The 15,118-nt window shown below is 54.5% G+C and carries 17 protein-coding genes; 16 read left to right on the forward strand and 1 reads right to left on the reverse strand.

Going from position 1 to position 15,118, the window contains the following annotated elements:
• Positions 1-155 precede the first annotated feature (155 nt).
• From EGT51_RS02780 to EGT51_RS02805, 6 genes are all read left to right on the forward strand, one after another.
• A complete protein-coding gene (locus EGT51_RS02780) occupies positions 156-1,568 on the forward strand; it encodes an FAD-dependent oxidoreductase (RefSeq protein WP_135367283.1) in 1,413 nt (470 codons plus the stop codon).
• Positions 1,569-1,957: 389 nt separating this feature from the next.
• Positions 1,958-2,284 carry a thioredoxin gene (gene trxA, locus EGT51_RS02785; RefSeq protein WP_135367284.1) on the forward strand — a complete coding sequence of 109 codons (327 nt, stop codon included), beginning with the start codon at positions 1,958-1,960 and terminating at the stop codon, positions 2,282-2,284.
• Positions 2,284-2,547 carry a metal-sensitive transcriptional regulator gene (locus EGT51_RS02790; RefSeq protein ID WP_135367285.1) on the forward strand — a complete coding sequence of 88 codons (264 nt, stop codon included), beginning with the start codon at positions 2,284-2,286 and terminating at the stop codon, positions 2,545-2,547. Before trxA ends, EGT51_RS02790 begins: the two co-directional genes overlap by 1 nt.
• Positions 2,548-3,119: 572 nt before the next feature.
• Positions 3,120-3,515, forward strand: coding sequence for a fluoride efflux transporter FluC (locus tag EGT51_RS02795; protein ID WP_135367286.1), 396 nt, complete (start codon positions 3,120-3,122; stop codon positions 3,513-3,515).
• A complete protein-coding gene (locus tag EGT51_RS02800; protein ID WP_135367287.1) occupies positions 3,515-3,871 on the forward strand; it encodes a fluoride efflux transporter FluC in 357 nt (118 codons plus the stop codon). The genes EGT51_RS02795 and EGT51_RS02800 overlap by 1 nt, the downstream gene beginning before the upstream one ends.
• 68 nt (positions 3,872-3,939) lie before the next feature.
• Positions 3,940-4,767 (forward strand): DUF1129 domain-containing protein, encoded by an 828-nt coding sequence (locus tag EGT51_RS02805; RefSeq protein ID WP_404819913.1) that lies wholly within the window; start codon positions 3,940-3,942, stop codon positions 4,765-4,767.
• 64 nt (positions 4,768-4,831) lie between these two features.
• Here the strand turns inward: EGT51_RS02805 and EGT51_RS02810 are convergent, their stop codons facing one another.
• On the reverse strand, positions 4,832-5,827 hold the full coding sequence (locus tag EGT51_RS02810; RefSeq protein WP_135367289.1) for an LCP family glycopolymer transferase: 996 nt from the start codon (positions 5,825-5,827) through the stop codon (positions 4,832-4,834).
• 210 nt (positions 5,828-6,037) lie between these two features.
• Between EGT51_RS02810 and EGT51_RS02815 the strand changes: the two genes are divergently transcribed.
• The 10 genes from EGT51_RS02815 to EGT51_RS02860 all read left to right on the forward strand — a co-directional run bounded on the left by EGT51_RS02815 (position 6,038) and on the right by EGT51_RS02860 (position 15,080).
• Positions 6,038-6,511, forward strand: a complete 474-nt coding sequence (locus tag EGT51_RS02815; protein ID WP_135367290.1) for an S-ribosylhomocysteine lyase — start codon at positions 6,038-6,040, stop codon at positions 6,509-6,511.
• Positions 6,512-6,813: 302 nt separating this feature from the next.
• Positions 6,814-7,902: a hypothetical protein gene (locus EGT51_RS02820; RefSeq protein ID WP_225428671.1), complete on the forward strand. Its 1,089-nt coding sequence runs from the start codon at positions 6,814-6,816 to the stop codon at positions 7,900-7,902.
• A gap of 86 nt (positions 7,903-7,988) precedes the next feature.
• Positions 7,989-9,086 (forward strand): SdiA-regulated/phytase-like domain-containing protein, encoded by a 1,098-nt coding sequence (locus EGT51_RS02825; RefSeq protein ID WP_135367292.1) that lies wholly within the window; start codon positions 7,989-7,991, stop codon positions 9,084-9,086.
• A gap of 282 nt (positions 9,087-9,368) precedes the next feature.
• Entirely contained in the window at positions 9,369-9,617 is a 249-nt protein-coding gene (locus EGT51_RS02830; RefSeq protein ID WP_135367293.1) for a Mor transcription activator family protein, read from the forward strand.
• 126 nt (positions 9,618-9,743) lie between these two features.
• Positions 9,744-10,004: a hypothetical protein gene (locus tag EGT51_RS02835; protein WP_135367294.1), complete on the forward strand. Its 261-nt coding sequence runs from the start codon at positions 9,744-9,746 to the stop codon at positions 10,002-10,004.
• 20 nt (positions 10,005-10,024) lie between these two features.
• The gene (locus tag EGT51_RS02840; RefSeq protein ID WP_135367295.1) at positions 10,025-10,846 is read left to right on the forward strand and encodes a serine hydrolase; all 822 of its coding nucleotides are present in this window, start codon (positions 10,025-10,027) and stop codon (positions 10,844-10,846) included.
• A gap of 227 nt (positions 10,847-11,073) precedes the next feature.
• Positions 11,074-11,352: a type II toxin-antitoxin system Phd/YefM family antitoxin gene (locus tag EGT51_RS02845; protein ID WP_167850126.1), complete on the forward strand. Its 279-nt coding sequence runs from the start codon at positions 11,074-11,076 to the stop codon at positions 11,350-11,352.
• Positions 11,353-11,566: 214 nt separating this feature from the next.
• Complete coding sequence (locus tag EGT51_RS02850; protein ID WP_167850127.1) at positions 11,567-12,784, forward strand: helix-turn-helix domain-containing protein; 1,218 nt, start codon at positions 11,567-11,569, stop codon at positions 12,782-12,784.
• 93 nt (positions 12,785-12,877) lie between these two features.
• Positions 12,878-14,197: a PTS transporter subunit EIIC gene (locus EGT51_RS02855; RefSeq protein ID WP_135367298.1), complete on the forward strand. Its 1,320-nt coding sequence runs from the start codon at positions 12,878-12,880 to the stop codon at positions 14,195-14,197.
• Positions 14,187-15,080, forward strand: a complete 894-nt coding sequence (locus EGT51_RS02860) for an alpha/beta hydrolase (protein WP_135367299.1) — start codon at positions 14,187-14,189, stop codon at positions 15,078-15,080. The genes EGT51_RS02855 and EGT51_RS02860 overlap by 11 nt, the downstream gene beginning before the upstream one ends.
• Positions 15,081-15,118 lie beyond the last annotated feature (38 nt).

Consider the following 15,118-nt stretch of genomic DNA (forward strand, 5'->3'; position numbering starts at 1 on the left):
AAATAGTTGGTGCGTGATGCACATTCATCAACCATTTTAATGAAAGTGTGAGGTTTTTGCCGGAAACGACGATTTTTCCGAGACGAAGTCATTTATCTTTCGCTAAGTTTCAAGTAGACTAGCTGTAGAATCGTTTTTCATGTAGGAGGGTAAACATGAAAGTCATCATTGTTGGTAGTACACACGCTGGCACTAATGCAGCGCTACAAATTTTGCGTGATCATCCAGAAACAGATGTAACCATTTACGAACGACACACGAACGTTTCTTTCTTGTCTTGTGGGATTTCACTGTTCCTTGATGGGCAGGTTAAACATCTTGAGGACATGTTCTATTCTTCACCTGAACAACTTGCGGAAGCCGGGGCAAAAGTTTTGACTCGCCACAACGTGATCAAGATCGACTCAGAAAACAAGTCGGTCGAAGTCGTGGATATGGAGTCTGGGGACGTTTCAACGGATACTTATGACAAGCTGATCATGGCTACGGGGTCAACCGTGACGGTACCACCGATCTTTGGTATCGATGAAGATAAGGTTATGCTATGTAAGAACTATGAACAAGCGGTCGCCATTGACAAGGCCGCTGCCGGCAACAAGCGCATTGCCATTGTGGGTGCCGGTTATATTGGAACGGAATTGGCCGAAAGTTATGCGCGGACGGGCCACGATGTGCAATTGTTCCAGTCGCGTGACATCATTTTGAACCATTACGTCGACAAGGGCTTGTCCGATCACATCGTCAACATTTTGCAAGACCATGGTGTCAAGGTCTTACTGAACCGGCGCGTCACGTCCTTCACGGGTAATGACGACGGCGAACTGGTCATCGAAACCACGAACGGCGACTTCACGGCTGACCTAGCAGTGGTCTGCACCGGGTTCGTGCCTAATACGGAACTCTTACGGGGCCAAGTTGAAATGGACCGGCACGGCGCCATCATCATCAACGACTACGTGCAAACGTCTAACCCAGACATTTTCGCCTGTGGGGACGCCAGCGTCGTCAACTTCAACCCAACGGGCAAACCAGCCTACACGCCACTGGCTACCAATGCGGTGCGTCAAGGGATGCTGGCCGGGATCAACGTCTTTGGTAACATCCAGAAATACATGGGGACCCAAGCGACGTCGGCCATGCAGATCTTCGGGCGGACCTTGGCATCAACCGGGTTGACCATTGACCACGCCGTCAATGCCGGCCTCGATGCCGACATGGTCACCTTTGAAGGCACCTGGCGGCCAGGTTACATGCCATCGACAGATGACTTGACCATCAACCTGGTCTACAACCGGGAAAACCGGCGCATCTTAGGTGCCCAGCTGCTCAGCAAACATGAGGTGGCCCAATCAGCCAACGCCATTTCGATTGCGATTCAAAACCGCAACACGATCGACGACTTGGCCTTCGTGGACATGCTATTCAACCCGAACTTCGATGACCCGTTCAACTACCTGAACCTGGTAGCTCAACAGGCCGTGGAAAAGGAAACCAAGCGTGGCAACAACAAGCCACGGTTGACGGCGGGGATGGACGCTGATCCTGAATTCGCTGATAAGGAAGACTAATACATCGTCTGAAAAAGAGAGTGGGCCAAAAGGCGATTAGCCGGCGAGCATTAAGGCTGCTAACCAAATAATCCTGGGTTTGGATTGTTTGGTTAGTAGTTTTAAGCGGAACCGGCTGCCTTTTGGTGCACGTTTCGGCTATGTAAATGTGACGCGAACGAGCCCGGGAGTTTTGTCCCGGGCTCGTTTTTTGCTGGGATGATTCGAAGCAAAGATTGTTATAGAATTTGGCTTAATTGCTGGGACTAGTATGCGGCATCTTCGAGCTTATACAGCAAGAATACTGACGCAGCGCGGTTTTGAAAACCGGCACGAGCATTTTTCTTGGCAAATGATACCCCCTAGGGTATAATGAATCCATTGACAAATTTTGAGGAGGAATTTTCCAAATGCAAGCAATCACGAGCAAGGACTTTGAACACGTTGGGGACGACACGGCGGTGACGGTCGTTGATTTTTGGGCGACCTGGTGTGGCCCATGTAAGATGCAGACACCGGTGTTGGAGCAGCTGGACGAAGAGTACGGTGATCGGGTGAAGTTTGCTTCCCTTGACGTCGACCAAAACCAGGAATTGGCACAGTCACTGGGCATCATGAGCATCCCATCCTTAGTGGTCTTCAAGAATGGTATGCCAACGGAAAAAGTCGTCGGCTTCCACCCCAAGGCGGCCCTCAAGAAGTACATCGACGAGAAGCTGACTGAGGTGAGCGCTTAGTGGTACAAACGACGGCAACGCAACTTAAGAATCGTTTGCGGCGCGCCGATGGTCAGCTGCAAGGCATCCTGAAAATGGTCGAGGAAGGCCGCGATTGTCAGGACGTCTTGACGCAGTTGGCCGCCGTCCGCTCCGGCGTTGACCGGATGATGGGCGTGGTCGCCGCCGAAAACGTGAAACAGTGTTTGGCAGATAGTCAACTGGACACGGCCCAACAGGCCAAGCTTCAGGCCGCGTTAGATCTCGTGGTCAAAACCCATTGATTTTCCCGAAAGAGAGTGGGCCAACAGGCGGTTAACTGCTAAAGGTTGAAACTAAAATTGATGAATCCAGACGCCTGCGTCAGGCTAGGGTGGGGCCTGCTCTGGGGAACACCTCCAGCCTGAGAAACGGTCTTCCGGTTCGCTTGAGAGCCTGGCAAAACCGGCCAGTCTCTCAAGTCGTCCCGCGCTGTAGGCTGAGAAAAAACCTCAGCCAACACCGCCGACACAGCTGGCTCCACCCTGGCTGCCTCCGGCAAGGGTGGCGGCTATCAGCAACGTTGCGTTAATGAAAGATTAGTCGTCAATGCAGCTACTATCTGGTGTTAAGGCAACTGTTACTGGCGAACAGTAGGCGGCCAGTTCCCACTATGAAGTTGCCAACGAGCAATCTTAACGCCATGAGTCGCATAATAACAGTAGTTCCAGCTGATTTCCGTCTTTCAACCTTCAGTTGCAGTGTTAAGCGGAACCAGTTGCCTGTTGGCGCACGTTTCGGCTACATACAAGGGCCTGAGATTGTTTTTTCTCAGACTCTTTTTTTGATATAATGAAAGGATAATTTTTAGGGGGCTATGGGTGTGACCATTATTTCTATTATCTTTTTTGCGTTTATCGGCGGCAGTAGCCGATACCTGCTGGGGCAATTGGTGCCCGTGGGAACGGGGTTTCCCTGGATGACGTTGGTAATCAACCTTACCGGCAGTGGTGTGTTGGCTTGGCTGTCACACGCCAAGCGACTCACGGCGAATTGGCCCACGGCATTGACTGTGGGCCTAGGGGTCGGCGGTTGCGGAGCCTTTACGACTTTTTCGACGTTTGGCGTGGAGACGGTTCGGCTGATAACCGCGCAGAAATGGGGCCTGGCCAGCGGTTATGTATTGGCAACGCTTCTCGGGGGTGCGTGCTGTAGCGCGGCCGGCGTCTGGATTGCTCGGCGGTGGGGAACCTTCCGCCTGGAGGAACAGTGATGGCCGGTGTGGCTGGCCTGGGAGCCGCGCTGGGGGCATTGGCCCGGTATGGCACGACGCGGTGGGTGCAGACCATTTACGGCAATCATTGGCCACTGGCGACACTGCTGATCAACTGGCTAGGGTGCGCATTGCTGGGGCTTTTGACCGGTTGGCAGGTTGCTCGGCTGTGGCTGGTTTTGCTCGGCACCGGGGCGTTGGGTGGGTTCACGACCTATTCGACCTTTAGCCATGAAGTCGTGATGCTGCTGGACCAACGCCGGTTCGTGGCCGCTGCAGGATACTTATTCTTGAGCGTCGGCGGGGGCCTCTTGTTGGCGGCCGGTGGGCTGTGGCTAGGCTGGCAGTTGGTCTAGTCGTTAAACCAGTGGTAATTTGGCGGCAACTTCCTTATCATAAGGAGAGAAAGTTAATCATGAGAGGAGTGGCCAATTTGGCAAACCGCTTAACAATTGCGGAACAAAATCAAGAACTGCGCAGTCAATTGTCGCCAGAAAATCAAGCGTACTGGGACGAACTGGTCGCAGCGCTCAAGCAACACCCCCGTTTTGCCGATGATGGCAAGCTACAGCGCTTCTTGCGTGAACAGTTGCCGCAGGTCTTGGTAGCCCAATCCAACGGGCAAACGACGGCACAATTTTACGGGATGGACGCACAGGCGGCGGCCGTAAAACTCGGCAGTGCGCGGCAACGCCCGACGTGGTGGAGCTGGGATCTGCTGGTACCCGTGCTGATTTTTGTGCTCGGGGTCATTTTACCGGCGGCCATTCTACCAGCTGTGCCGCTGCAAGGGCTCTTGATTGCGGTCCAGTTCGGCCTATTTGTCATCGCCATGGCGTTGGGCATCTGGGTGAGCCAACACCTGGGGGCACAGGGGCAGGTCTTGAGTTGGCTGGTCATCATCGTGGCCTTGGTGGTCGCGATGCGGGTGGCCGCCCAGACAGTTCCGGCCGCGGGCTTGCTCTACCTGACCCGTGGTGGCGGAAGTGTCGCTCTGATTGCCTTTGCCGTGATCGTGACCGGGCTGACCTGGTGGCATCACCAGCGCCACGCGGACTCTTGGTTTCCCGCCATCCTGGGGAGCCTGTGGATCACGACGTTACTAGCCTTGCTGGCGCGGTTCCCGTTGACCTCAGGGCTGATGGTGACGTCGGCGGGCAACCTGTTGATCGCTATCGGCACCGTGTTGGCCGACGCCAGTATTTTGATGATTGGCTGGCACATTTGGCAGATTCGTCAGGGGAAAAAATAAGCATGCCAAAAGTCTGGGAGACGGTAAACTTTCCCAGACTTTTTTCGTCAATTTAGTTAGGTCACTAAAATCCAGTTGGTTCCAAGGCGTCCGTTACGAATGACGTGGCCGGGGCCAATCCCAGATCCTGGCGCAGTTGGTTGGAGACCGCCGTGATCTCGCTTTGTGGCACGATTTGGTAATCGATGCCGTTGATGGTCGCCGGTTGGCCCTGCAGCGTGGCCGACTTGATGTGGCGGCTGGTGTGGCCGTCTTTGGTGCGCAGCCACATTAGGTCGTCAAAGGTCAGGTTGGTTTGCAGGTTGTGCGTCAGCGACTTCAAGACCGTTTGGTAGCGGACCAAAGAACTGAGGCTGGCCTCCTTGAGCACCAGGGCCTTGATGATTTGGCGTTGCCGGGCTTGCCGGCCGTAATCGCCCAGGGGGTCCTGGTCACGCATCCGCGAGTAGGCCAGGGCACTGGCGCCGTTCAAGTGAATCTTGGTGCCCTTGGTGACGTTGGCTTGTTCGTAATGGAAGGTCAGTAGCGGATCGACCGTTACGCCGCCGACCGCGTTGATCATCTTTTCCAGGCCGCCCATGTTCAGCAACACGTAGTAGTGAATGGGCACGTTGACCAAATGCTCGACCGTCTTCAACGTGGCGCTGGCGCCGTACAGCGGGTAAGCGGCGTTGATTTTTTCATCGTCTTGTTGGCTGCCGTAAATGTCCACGAGGGTGTCGCGCGGAATGCTGGTTAGCGTGGCCGTTTGCTTCTGGGGGTCGATGGTCGCCACGATCATGGTGTCCGTGCGACCAACTTGGTGACGTCCCAGCGCCCCGGTGTCGGTACCCAGTAGGAGAATCGCAAACGGCTTGCCACTGGTGATGGTCGTGTCACTGGGCCGCCCCACCGCGTGGTACGTTTGCGAAAAGGTTTGTTGTGCGGAATGCCAGGCGCGCCAGCCCCACACGCCGCCAATCAGCAGCAGGCCGCCCAGCAAAATGAAGAGTAACCGCCATCCCCGATGCCGGCGGGGGGTAAATTCCGGCCGCCGTGGTGGTAAAGGTGTATTTTGCATGATAATCCCTCCCCAATTACGTGGTCCAGTATAACCGCATTGCCGAATGACGCGGCCACAGACACCCATAAACTTAAGCATTTTGGCAAATTCTTAACTAAGTGATTTAGCGCAAAAAAATCATGACGTAAATATTGGTAGAAGCGCTATCATTTGGTGTACAGTAGAAGAGTAACGAAACCTATCAATGGAAAAAGGAGTTGGCAATTTATGGCAAAAGTTGAAAGCTTTACTTTGGATCATACGGCCGTCAAAGCACCTTACGTTCGGCTGATTACACGGGAAACGGGCACGAAGGGTGACGTCATCTCGAACTTTGATTTACGGTTAGTCCAACCGAACGAAAACGCAATTCCAACGGCTGGTTTACATACCATTGAACACTTGTTAGCGGGTTACCTGCGTGACGAAATGAGCGGCGTCATTGACTGCTCACCATTTGGTTGCCGGACCGGGTTCCACCTGATCACTTGGGGGGAACAATCCACTGAAGAAGTGGCCAAAGCCTTGAAGGCATCCTTACACCGGATCGCCTTTGATACGGAATGGAAGGATGTTCAAGGCACGGACAAGTACAGTTGCGGCAATTACCGTGACCACAGCCTGTTCTCCGCCAAGGAATGGAGCAAGGATATCTTGGACAAGGGTATCTCCAAAGATCCTTTCACCCGTGAAGTGGTTTAATCGCTTAAATGTACGTTGGTTTAAATCGTCCCTGAGAGAGTGGGCTAAAAGGCGATTAGCCGGCGAGCACTAAGGCTATGTAGAAGTGACGCGAACGAGCCTGGGAGGCTTTGTCCCAGGCTTTTTTAGCGCGCGCCAGTCCGCACCACGTTAGCCACCAGACGGTTAGCTGAGTTAGTTATCCGGGCGCGGTTACCAGTCAGCACGGGTCACGCGGGGGCGCTGAGGCGTGTAAACTGAATGGTAAGTAAGACTGTGGATCAGAAAGTCAGACATTTATTAAAGCGGGGGATGTGTTAGCAGTGAAAAAATTAAACTGGTGGCTGGTGCTTCTGGTTGCGTTGGGGCTGGGCCTGACCAACAGCACGACCGTCCAGGCGTACCACACCTATCATCAAAAGTCGGCGGCGTTAAGCGTGGGCAAGCGGCGCATGGTCAATGATAGCCACGTCCACTACGTCAAGGCGCCGCACACGTATCGGCATGCCAAGAATCGGCACGGCCGCAACACCATTGCGCGCAGTCGGGGGGCCGCAATTACCTTTAAGACCAAATACCTCCTGCCACTACCGGGGTACCACAATCAAGCCTGGGGCAATCCGCAAAGTCTGGCGACGAACGGCCGGTACCTCTACGTGTTGTACACGCCGACCGCTTGGCACAACCGAGGCCGCATCGTGCGCTATGACATGCACAAGCTGAACAAATTGGGCCTGACGCCTCGTCAATTACAGACGGCGTACACCAGCAATGCCAAGGCCCAATTGGCCAGTCACGCGGCGGTCAAGATTGGCAAGCCATTTGAGACCGGTCACGGCCAATCGCTGGCTTACAATTGGAAAAATCATCATCTTTATATGTGGTGTGACCGGGAAAAATCAGCCGCGACACCCGTGAACCAGTACGGGTACATCAAACAAATCAAGGCTAAGAGCCTGACGCCGCGGTATCAGATTCGATTTCGACTGAAGCACAAGGGCTTTGCGGCACCCGGCGGCCACGTGTTGACGTTTGATAAACAGGGCCGCGCCTATTTCTGGAGTCGACCGACGACGCACACGGTCTACATTTATCGCGGGCACATCTCGCGTCATCACGTGAAGTTTCACCTAACGCATCAGGTCCTGAAGCACGGTCCCGGCACGCACGTCCAGAGCATGGGCTACAATCCGCATACCAAACGGGTCTACCTGGTGGCCGACGATTCGATTGCCAGCCTGCCCGTCAGCAAGTTAGCGGGCAAAGGCCACCTGACCAAGCACAACGTGAAATGGACTAAGTTTAGCTCTAAACGGGAATTTGAGGGCTTGACCTTCACCAAGAGCGGCCACGCCTACCTGTTGTGCAACCACAATCCGGAAGTCTTGCGGGGAAACAAGATTAGTTGGTAAGTTTAGCAAGTAGCAGAAGCCTTTTGAGACCCCCGCGGTGCCCAGTCAGTCTTATACTGGCTGAAAACATTGGGGGGTGAGGGATTATGCGAAAAATTGGTTTACTTGGGGCGATAATCCTGAGTTTGGGGATGGCGGCCGCACCGGTGAATGCGCAGGCGGTCCCACGGATTCAGCAGTCGTCAGCGGCCTTGGCGACGCCGAAGCATTTGACGTCATTGGATGACAGCCTGGTCCATTTTGTGCCGGTACCGAGCGTTTATGCTCACGCGGCCAATCCGCACGGCGTCAACACGATTGCCAGTGACCAGGGGAGCCCGGTGACGTTTACCACGAAATACCAGCTGCCGATTCCGGGCTATCAACACCAGGCCTGGGGCGACCCGCAAAGCTCGGCGGTAGTCGGCCAGTATTTGTACGTGGTCTACTGCCCGACGGCTTGGTATAACCGCGGCCGCATCGTGCGGTTCGACATGGCCGCGCTTAACAATTTACAAGCCACGCCGCAACAGGTCCAACGTGTGTACACGAATGCCGCCGCGCAGTCGCCACAGGAGATGAAGATCCGTGCCGCCATCAAGGTGGGGCCGGCCTTCACCACGGGTCACGGCCAGTCGCTGGCGTACGATTGGGCGACGGGCAAATTCTATATGTGGTGTGACCAGGAGTCGGCGCCGCGTATCAACTTGAGTCAATACGGCGTCTTACAACAGATCAGCGCCAGCTCCCTCAAGCCGGTCCACCAGATTCGCTTCCGGTTGAAGTCACAGACCTTGGTGGTTCCCGGCGGTCACGTGCTAGCCTTTGACCGTGCCGGGCACGCCTATTTCTGGACGCGGCCGGATCCGGTGAACGTTTACCTGTATCAGGGCACGATTGCCCGCAACCACGTGCATTTCCGCTTGACCAAGCAGATCTTAGAACACGGACCGGGGACCTGCGTTCAAAGCCTGGCGTACAACCCGCACAACGACCGGCTGTATTTGGTCGCCGACGATTCCATTGCCAGCTTACCGGTCGCCAAATTGGCGGGCAACGGGTCGTTGACGGCGGCGGATGTGACCTGGACTGGCTTCGCGTCGACGCGGGAATTTGAAGGGCTCACGTTTGGCAGTGATGGCCAGGCCTACCTGATGAGCAATCACAATCCGGAAATTTTAGTTGGTAACTCGTTGAACTGGTAGACCAGTATTGATAAATTGGTGTTAAGGAAAGCTCGGACGGTGCCGTCACGGGCTTTTTTGTATACCGACAGCATGGACCAATCGTAAAAAAACGTGAAATTACCCCACCCAATTTGCCAATTTTAGTGTATGCTTAATGACATGCAGTGTCGGTAATTAAGCTGGCGGATAATCCGCCCGTTTGGTGGCAATGGCTGATGAGCGGCGACTGGGAGAAGGGCCGGCCACAAAGCGCCAATCGGTCAGCGACCGGCACCGAAAAATTTGCGGAAGGTGGGGGCCATGGAAGCGGACAAACGTGATTGGCAGGTCATTTATCAAGAATTGGCGGAATTGATTGGCGAGGAGAATACGCTGAAGATTTTCCGAGATTTTCGGGGCAGCACGGTGAGCTTTCCCATGCGCTTGATGCGGCGCGAAGCCCTGGTGAACCGGGTGAAAGATGAGTACCTGGCCGGTGCCTCGGTCCATGAGCTCAGTGCGCATTATCAGTTGGCGGAACGCACCGTTCGTAAGTATGTTCACAAGTAACGATGCAAGCAATTTAGCGTGCAATTGCGCGTGCAGGCCTAAGGTGTCGCGTTGATTTCCACATGCCAGCAATTTTTGCTATCTTGGGGATAATAATCCTGTAAGCAAATGGAGGTCGTTAGGGATATGGACGTTGATACACAGGCATTACAAGGTGTTTACAAGAAGTTAAATGAGTTGTTGGGGACGGAAGAAATGCTAAAGTTTTACCAGGAATTTCGCGGTACCCAACTGAATTTACCCATGAAATTGTACGGACGTGACGGCACGGTGGCGGCAATTAAGAAAAAGTATCCCCAGATGACGGAAAAGGCGTTGGCCGACCAATACGGCTACTCGCAGCGCTGGGTCAAGCGTGTCATTAGCGAGGCGGAAAAGCAGCGCTAGGGGGCAAAGAAGGGTGACGGATGACAGGATTAAAACGATTCGGTGTCTTACTGGCATTGGTGGGCGTGCTGGCTAGCGGCCTGCCGGTGACCACGGCGCAGGCCAAGGGGACGGCACGACCCGCGGCGATTAAAAAAATTATCAAACGTGACTTGCATGCGGTCCACGGGCGCTGGTCGGTCAAGGTCACGCGGTTGGGCCAGCACCCCGTGAGCGTGACCACCGGCAATCATCGCGTGCGGGCGCAGCGGTCCGCTAGCACGATCAAGGTTTACGTGATGCTCACGATTTTTCAGCGCGCCCAGGCCCACCACTTGAAACTGACGCGCACGGTCAAGGGCAATCTTAAGCGGATGATTTATTATTCTGATAATACCGCCACCAACGCCCTGATCAGGAAGCTGGGTGGATTCAAACGGGTCAATCAAACGGCGCAACACTTTGGGTTCAAGCACACCCATTTGCGGCGCTACATGTTGGATACCGCGGCGTTGAACCGGGGCCACGACAACTACACGTCGGTCCATGATCTGACCCGCTTTTTGACGCGTGTCGACCGTCATCAGCTGTTGGGCAAGACCTATGACCGAAAAATGCTGACCCTATTGCGTCATTGTCGCAATCACAGCAAGCTGCCCAAACTGGTGACGCACGCCACGGTCTTCAATAAGACGGGTGAATTTCCAGCCAAGGGCGTCCAAAACGATGCGGCGTTGTTCAGGACCAAACAGGGGACCTATACGATCGTCGTCATGGCCCAACAAGGCCGGCAGTATCAGCAATATCAAGCCATGAACCACCTCGGCCGGGATGTCGTCCGGTATTTAAATCAACATCATTGATGGAAAAGTCGCGGCGTTGGCCCGGCTTTTTTATTATGGAATTGATTTTCAAAATAAACATTTTAGTATAACGAAATTTGTATGTAAATGTTGTGTAAAGCCCCTATACGACGGTAATTTTATCCGGTAGTATTGGAGTTAATCATTAGCAAGTGAAACCGGCAATTGCCGAAAATGGCGAGGTGGATTGATTGCCCGTCATGCTAAGAACCTGGGGAGGAATTCTGATGGACGCAACGAGCTATCCTTATTTTCGTAAAAAGTTGAAGCACTACATGAAGACCGTGAGCAACAACCAAGAACCCTTAATGATCACCCGTAAGAACAAGCGTAACGTGGTGTTGATCTCGGTGGAAGAATACAGCACGCTCCTAGAGAATCAGTTTATTTTAAGTCACCTGGAGAGTCGTGCCTGGCTACAGAGTCCGGATCACGTGGCGCCTACGCCCGAAGTGGTCGCCGAAGCCATGGCGGAATCTGCCACGGCTGAGGTCGAAGAACCGTAAGCTGGGAAGGGACTGGGACAAAATTTCCCAGTCCCGTCGCCTTCACCTTGACATAGCTGAAACGTGCGCCAAAAGGTAGCCGGTTCCGTTTAAAACTGATAACCAAACAATCCAAGACCAGGATTATTCGGTTATCAGCCTTAATGTTCGCCGGCTAATCGCCTTTCCCACTCTCTTTTTTAGACAGGTCATCGCTGCGAAATGGGGGATGAACGTGACTAGCAGAATCGTGTATTTAGAACAGAAGGCGTCGAGCAACGCGCCCGCCCAGACGCACAACCTGTTTCTGGTCGGTTACGCGATTTTTCAGGTCGAACAGGGGACCACGCTGCGGCCGGCGTTAAACAGCTGGGGCAAGGTCCAACGCATCATCGTCGATCACAAGGACCGGTTTCGAATCACGTTTAATTCCGGCCGCATCTTCGTGTTGAGTGCCAAGAAGGTCCTGACATATGAGACCGACCGTGACGAGTTGACCTTAGCGGAACGGCTGCAAGATCACGGACTGAAGCTACCGGAGACTACCCCGACGCCGAATGAACAAGCGCCCGAGCAATTAAAAGAAGTGTGGCCCACGGTGCGTCGCTTGACCAGTATCCCCCAAAGCTACGTGGTCATCGACTGTGAATTTGGGGTCTTGTTTAAGACGCAGCGAACCGGCGACGATATCGCCATGACCCGCACGACGGTGGCCGGTGAAAAGGCGGGTGTGTTCCAGTTGGCAGCGTTGGGGTATCAAGACGCTCGGCCACTGGACATCTTTTTCAACCAGTACCTGGACAATCCCAATTTTTCGGCGGAAATGAAACTGCGGGGCCTGAAGGAAACGGGTCTGACCCTGGAAGCCTTCGAGCACCAAGCCCAACCGTTGCGGGTCATTCGCGCCTTTATTCACCAGGTGTTGGCCCGCCGCTTACCACTGGTCTTTTGGGATCAGGGCAATGACTTACGGCTACTGAAAAATACCGTGTCCGTTTATTACGATCAGCTGACCACGGAAGAACGGACCATCCTGCAGGCGCCGCTGGCCGTTTTCGATGGCAGTCTGTACACCAACGAGGTGATTAATCGTAGCAATCACCAGCATGCCAGTCGGCACTATCTGCCGCTCAATGGGGTGGCTGGTTTACTCAACATCGTTAATCCGCACCAACACAATGCGTTGTGGGACGCGCAAACGACCCATTACGTGGTGAACGCCTTGGCGCGGTTCAAACACACGGCGCCACTGATTCTCAGTGCGCCGCAACCCCAAGCCCCGTTGCTGTTGCCGGCGCCGCAAGTGTCGCCGGCGGGACCAGCTCCGTCCCCCCGTCTGACCAAATTGCAGAAACTCCGTGCCACCGGTCTGACGTACCGCCAGATTGCCCAGCAACTGGGGATGAGTCCCAGTACGGTCTGGCGAGCACTGAAGCGGCAACAGGATCGTTAGCCTTGATAATTAAATTTATAAGGCGTCTACCGGCCTCCCGCTGGGGAAACTCGTATAATAAGGGGTAACCAATCGGGTAGGGGGTAAACGTAAATGACGGGAAAACGACAACCGTTGCGGGGATTGTGGCGGTTTAACCAACGAATTGAACAGTGGCGTGCCATGCGGGCCATCAAGGAGGCCTTTCGCGTCGCATATCCATTTATTTTGGTGATGACCTTGATCGATGTCATCGGCCAAAGCCTGTTGACCAATAACGGGTTCTTCTTTCAGATTTATCACGTGGGGAGCTGGCTACCGGGGCTCGACCTGTGGCGGCAGTTGTTTCAGGTGATCAGTCTGGTGATCAACGGTATCGTGGCGGTGATGGTGGCCTTTACCACGGGACACTACCTGGCGCGGACCTACCGGGGAGACGCTCTGGCCGTGGGCGTCATGAGCGCTCTGGCCTTTTTAACGCTGAATGTGAATTACGAGGCGTTGAATACACCGACACGGGGCAATGGTGATGCCATCCCCCAGTTCATGGAGAACAACCTGGGCCCCCAAGGCATCTTTCTGGCCGTGGTCGTGGGCCTGGTGGTCGGCTGGTTTGGCTGTCATTTGATGGGCTGGCTGGGCAAGTGGGCCTTGAAGCACCCACAATGGGGTCAGCTGTCCTGGACCAGCCGCGTCGCCTGGCCACTGCTGATTGTCTTGGCCATCACGACCGGTCTGGGCTATGGTCTGAGTTGGTTGAATGACGGTGGTCTGAACGGCTTGGTCTACCAAGGCTTAAACGCAATGGTCACCAACCCAGGACACCAAGGGGTCATGATTCTGGCCGTGACGGCGATCAATAACGGCCTGTGGTGGCTGGGGCTAATTGGTCCCGTCTCACTGGCCGGTAACAGCTCGGTCACGTCGCTTCAGAACCTGGCCTATGCGGTTCAGCACGGGTCAGGCTGGCACGCACCGAATCCGGTCACGCTGCATACGTTGGGGGACGCCTACGCCAACTTCGGCGGGGCCGGCATGACGTTGGCCTTATTATTGGCGATTTGGCTGGGGTCCAAGCAGGCCAGCTATCGGCGGGTGGCCAACCAGACCTTTTTGCCGAATCTGGTCAATTTAAACGAACCCACGCTCCTGGGATTGCCGTTGCTCTTTAACCCGATTTTACTGATTCCCTTCATCGTGGCACCGGCCGTCAACATCATCGTGGCGTGGTGTGCCATCACCTGGAAATTGGTGCCGCCCATCGTCTACCCGGTTCCGCGCACGACGCCTGGTCCCTTGATCGCCTACCTGGGGACCGGTGGCGACTGGCGAGCACTGTTATTAAGCCTGATCTGCCTGGCGTTGTCTGTGGCCATTTATCTGCCCTTCGTACGACTGGGCAACCTGGCGGGAGGTGAAGACCATGCGGCGTAATTGGTGGCGTTGGGGATTAGGGGTGCTGGTCGTGCTGGCCATTTTCTTCCCCAGCACGGCGTGGATGCATCAACGGATCACTCAATACAAAACAAATTATAAAACACCATTGAATCCGACCATCATGGTCCCGGGCTCCAGTGCTAGTCAGAACCGCTTTGACAGTCTGATTACGCAACTGCGCCAGGAGACTAAGGTGGCCCACAGTGTCTTGAAGGTCAAGGTCGCTGAAAACGGCCAGTTGTCGTACACCGGGTCCATTCGCCGGGGCGACAATCAGCCCTTCATCGTCATCGCCTTTGAGAACAATCACGACGGCTATGCCAATATCAATAAGCAGGCCCGGTGGTTGAATGTGGCCTTCAAAGATCTGGTCAAGACCTATCACTTCAATCATTTCTCGGCGATGGGGCACTCCAACGGCGGCTTGATCTTAAGCTTGTTCTTAGAGAAATACTTTGCGCAAACCAAGCACGTGGCCATCGACCGGTTGATGACGATTGCCACGCCATACAACATGGAATCGAATAGTACCACGGAACAAACGGTGATGCTCAAGGAATTGATTGCCGGTCGAAAGCAGCTCCCCAAGCAGCTGACGGTGTACTCGGTGGCCGGTACCGAGAACTATTCCAGTGACGGGACCGTCCCCGCCAATAGTGTCAATCAAGGGAAGTACGTCTTTCAAAATCAGGTAGCCCACTACACGCAAATTACGGTGACCGGCGACAACACGACGCACTCGGATCTGCCGCAAAACAAGCAGATTGTCCTGTTGATCCGGCAATATCTCCTGCACGAAAACCTCCCGGCCAAGGACCGCGCTCAGAATCAGGCCGATACCAAGCGGCGTTCCGTCACCGACGAGACTGGCCTGCCTTAACCGTTCTGGTATAATAAGAAAAAACGGTGGGAGTGGGG

Origin of the sequence: Levilactobacillus suantsaiihabitans, assembly GCF_004745505.1 — a bacterium.
GTDB classification, from domain to species: domain Bacteria; phylum Bacillota; class Bacilli; order Lactobacillales; family Lactobacillaceae; genus Levilactobacillus; species Levilactobacillus suantsaiihabitans.

Excerpts from the sequence above, each read along its gene's own strand:
- trxA (WP_135367284.1), top strand. The coding sequence starts at position 1,958 with ATGCAAGCAATCACGAGCAAGGACTTTGAACACGTTGGGGACGACACG.
- EGT51_RS02825 (WP_135367292.1), top strand. The coding sequence starts at position 7,989 with ATGCGAAAAATTGGTTTACTTGGGGCGATAATCCTGAGTTTGGGGATG.
- EGT51_RS02845 (WP_167850126.1), top strand. The coding sequence starts at position 11,074 with ATGGACGCAACGAGCTATCCTTATTTTCGTAAAAAGTTGAAGCACTAC.
- EGT51_RS02810 (WP_135367289.1), bottom strand. The coding sequence starts at position 5,827 with ATGCAAAATACACCTTTACCACCACGGCGGCCGGAATTTACCCCCCGC.
- EGT51_RS02830 (WP_135367293.1), top strand. The coding sequence starts at position 9,369 with ATGGAAGCGGACAAACGTGATTGGCAGGTCATTTATCAAGAATTGGCG.
- EGT51_RS02840 (WP_135367295.1), top strand. The coding sequence starts at position 10,025 with ATGACAGGATTAAAACGATTCGGTGTCTTACTGGCATTGGTGGGCGTG.
- EGT51_RS02815 (WP_135367290.1), top strand. The coding sequence starts at position 6,038 with ATGGCAAAAGTTGAAAGCTTTACTTTGGATCATACGGCCGTCAAAGCA.
- EGT51_RS02855 (WP_135367298.1), top strand. The coding sequence starts at position 12,878 with ATGACGGGAAAACGACAACCGTTGCGGGGATTGTGGCGGTTTAACCAA.
- EGT51_RS02780 (WP_135367283.1), top strand. The coding sequence starts at position 156 with ATGAAAGTCATCATTGTTGGTAGTACACACGCTGGCACTAATGCAGCG.
- EGT51_RS02835 (WP_135367294.1), top strand. The coding sequence starts at position 9,744 with ATGGACGTTGATACACAGGCATTACAAGGTGTTTACAAGAAGTTAAAT.
- EGT51_RS02860 (WP_135367299.1), top strand. The coding sequence starts at position 14,187 with ATGCGGCGTAATTGGTGGCGTTGGGGATTAGGGGTGCTGGTCGTGCTG.
- EGT51_RS02795 (WP_135367286.1), top strand. The coding sequence starts at position 3,120 with ATGGGTGTGACCATTATTTCTATTATCTTTTTTGCGTTTATCGGCGGC.
- EGT51_RS02800 (WP_135367287.1), top strand. The coding sequence starts at position 3,515 with ATGGCCGGTGTGGCTGGCCTGGGAGCCGCGCTGGGGGCATTGGCCCGG.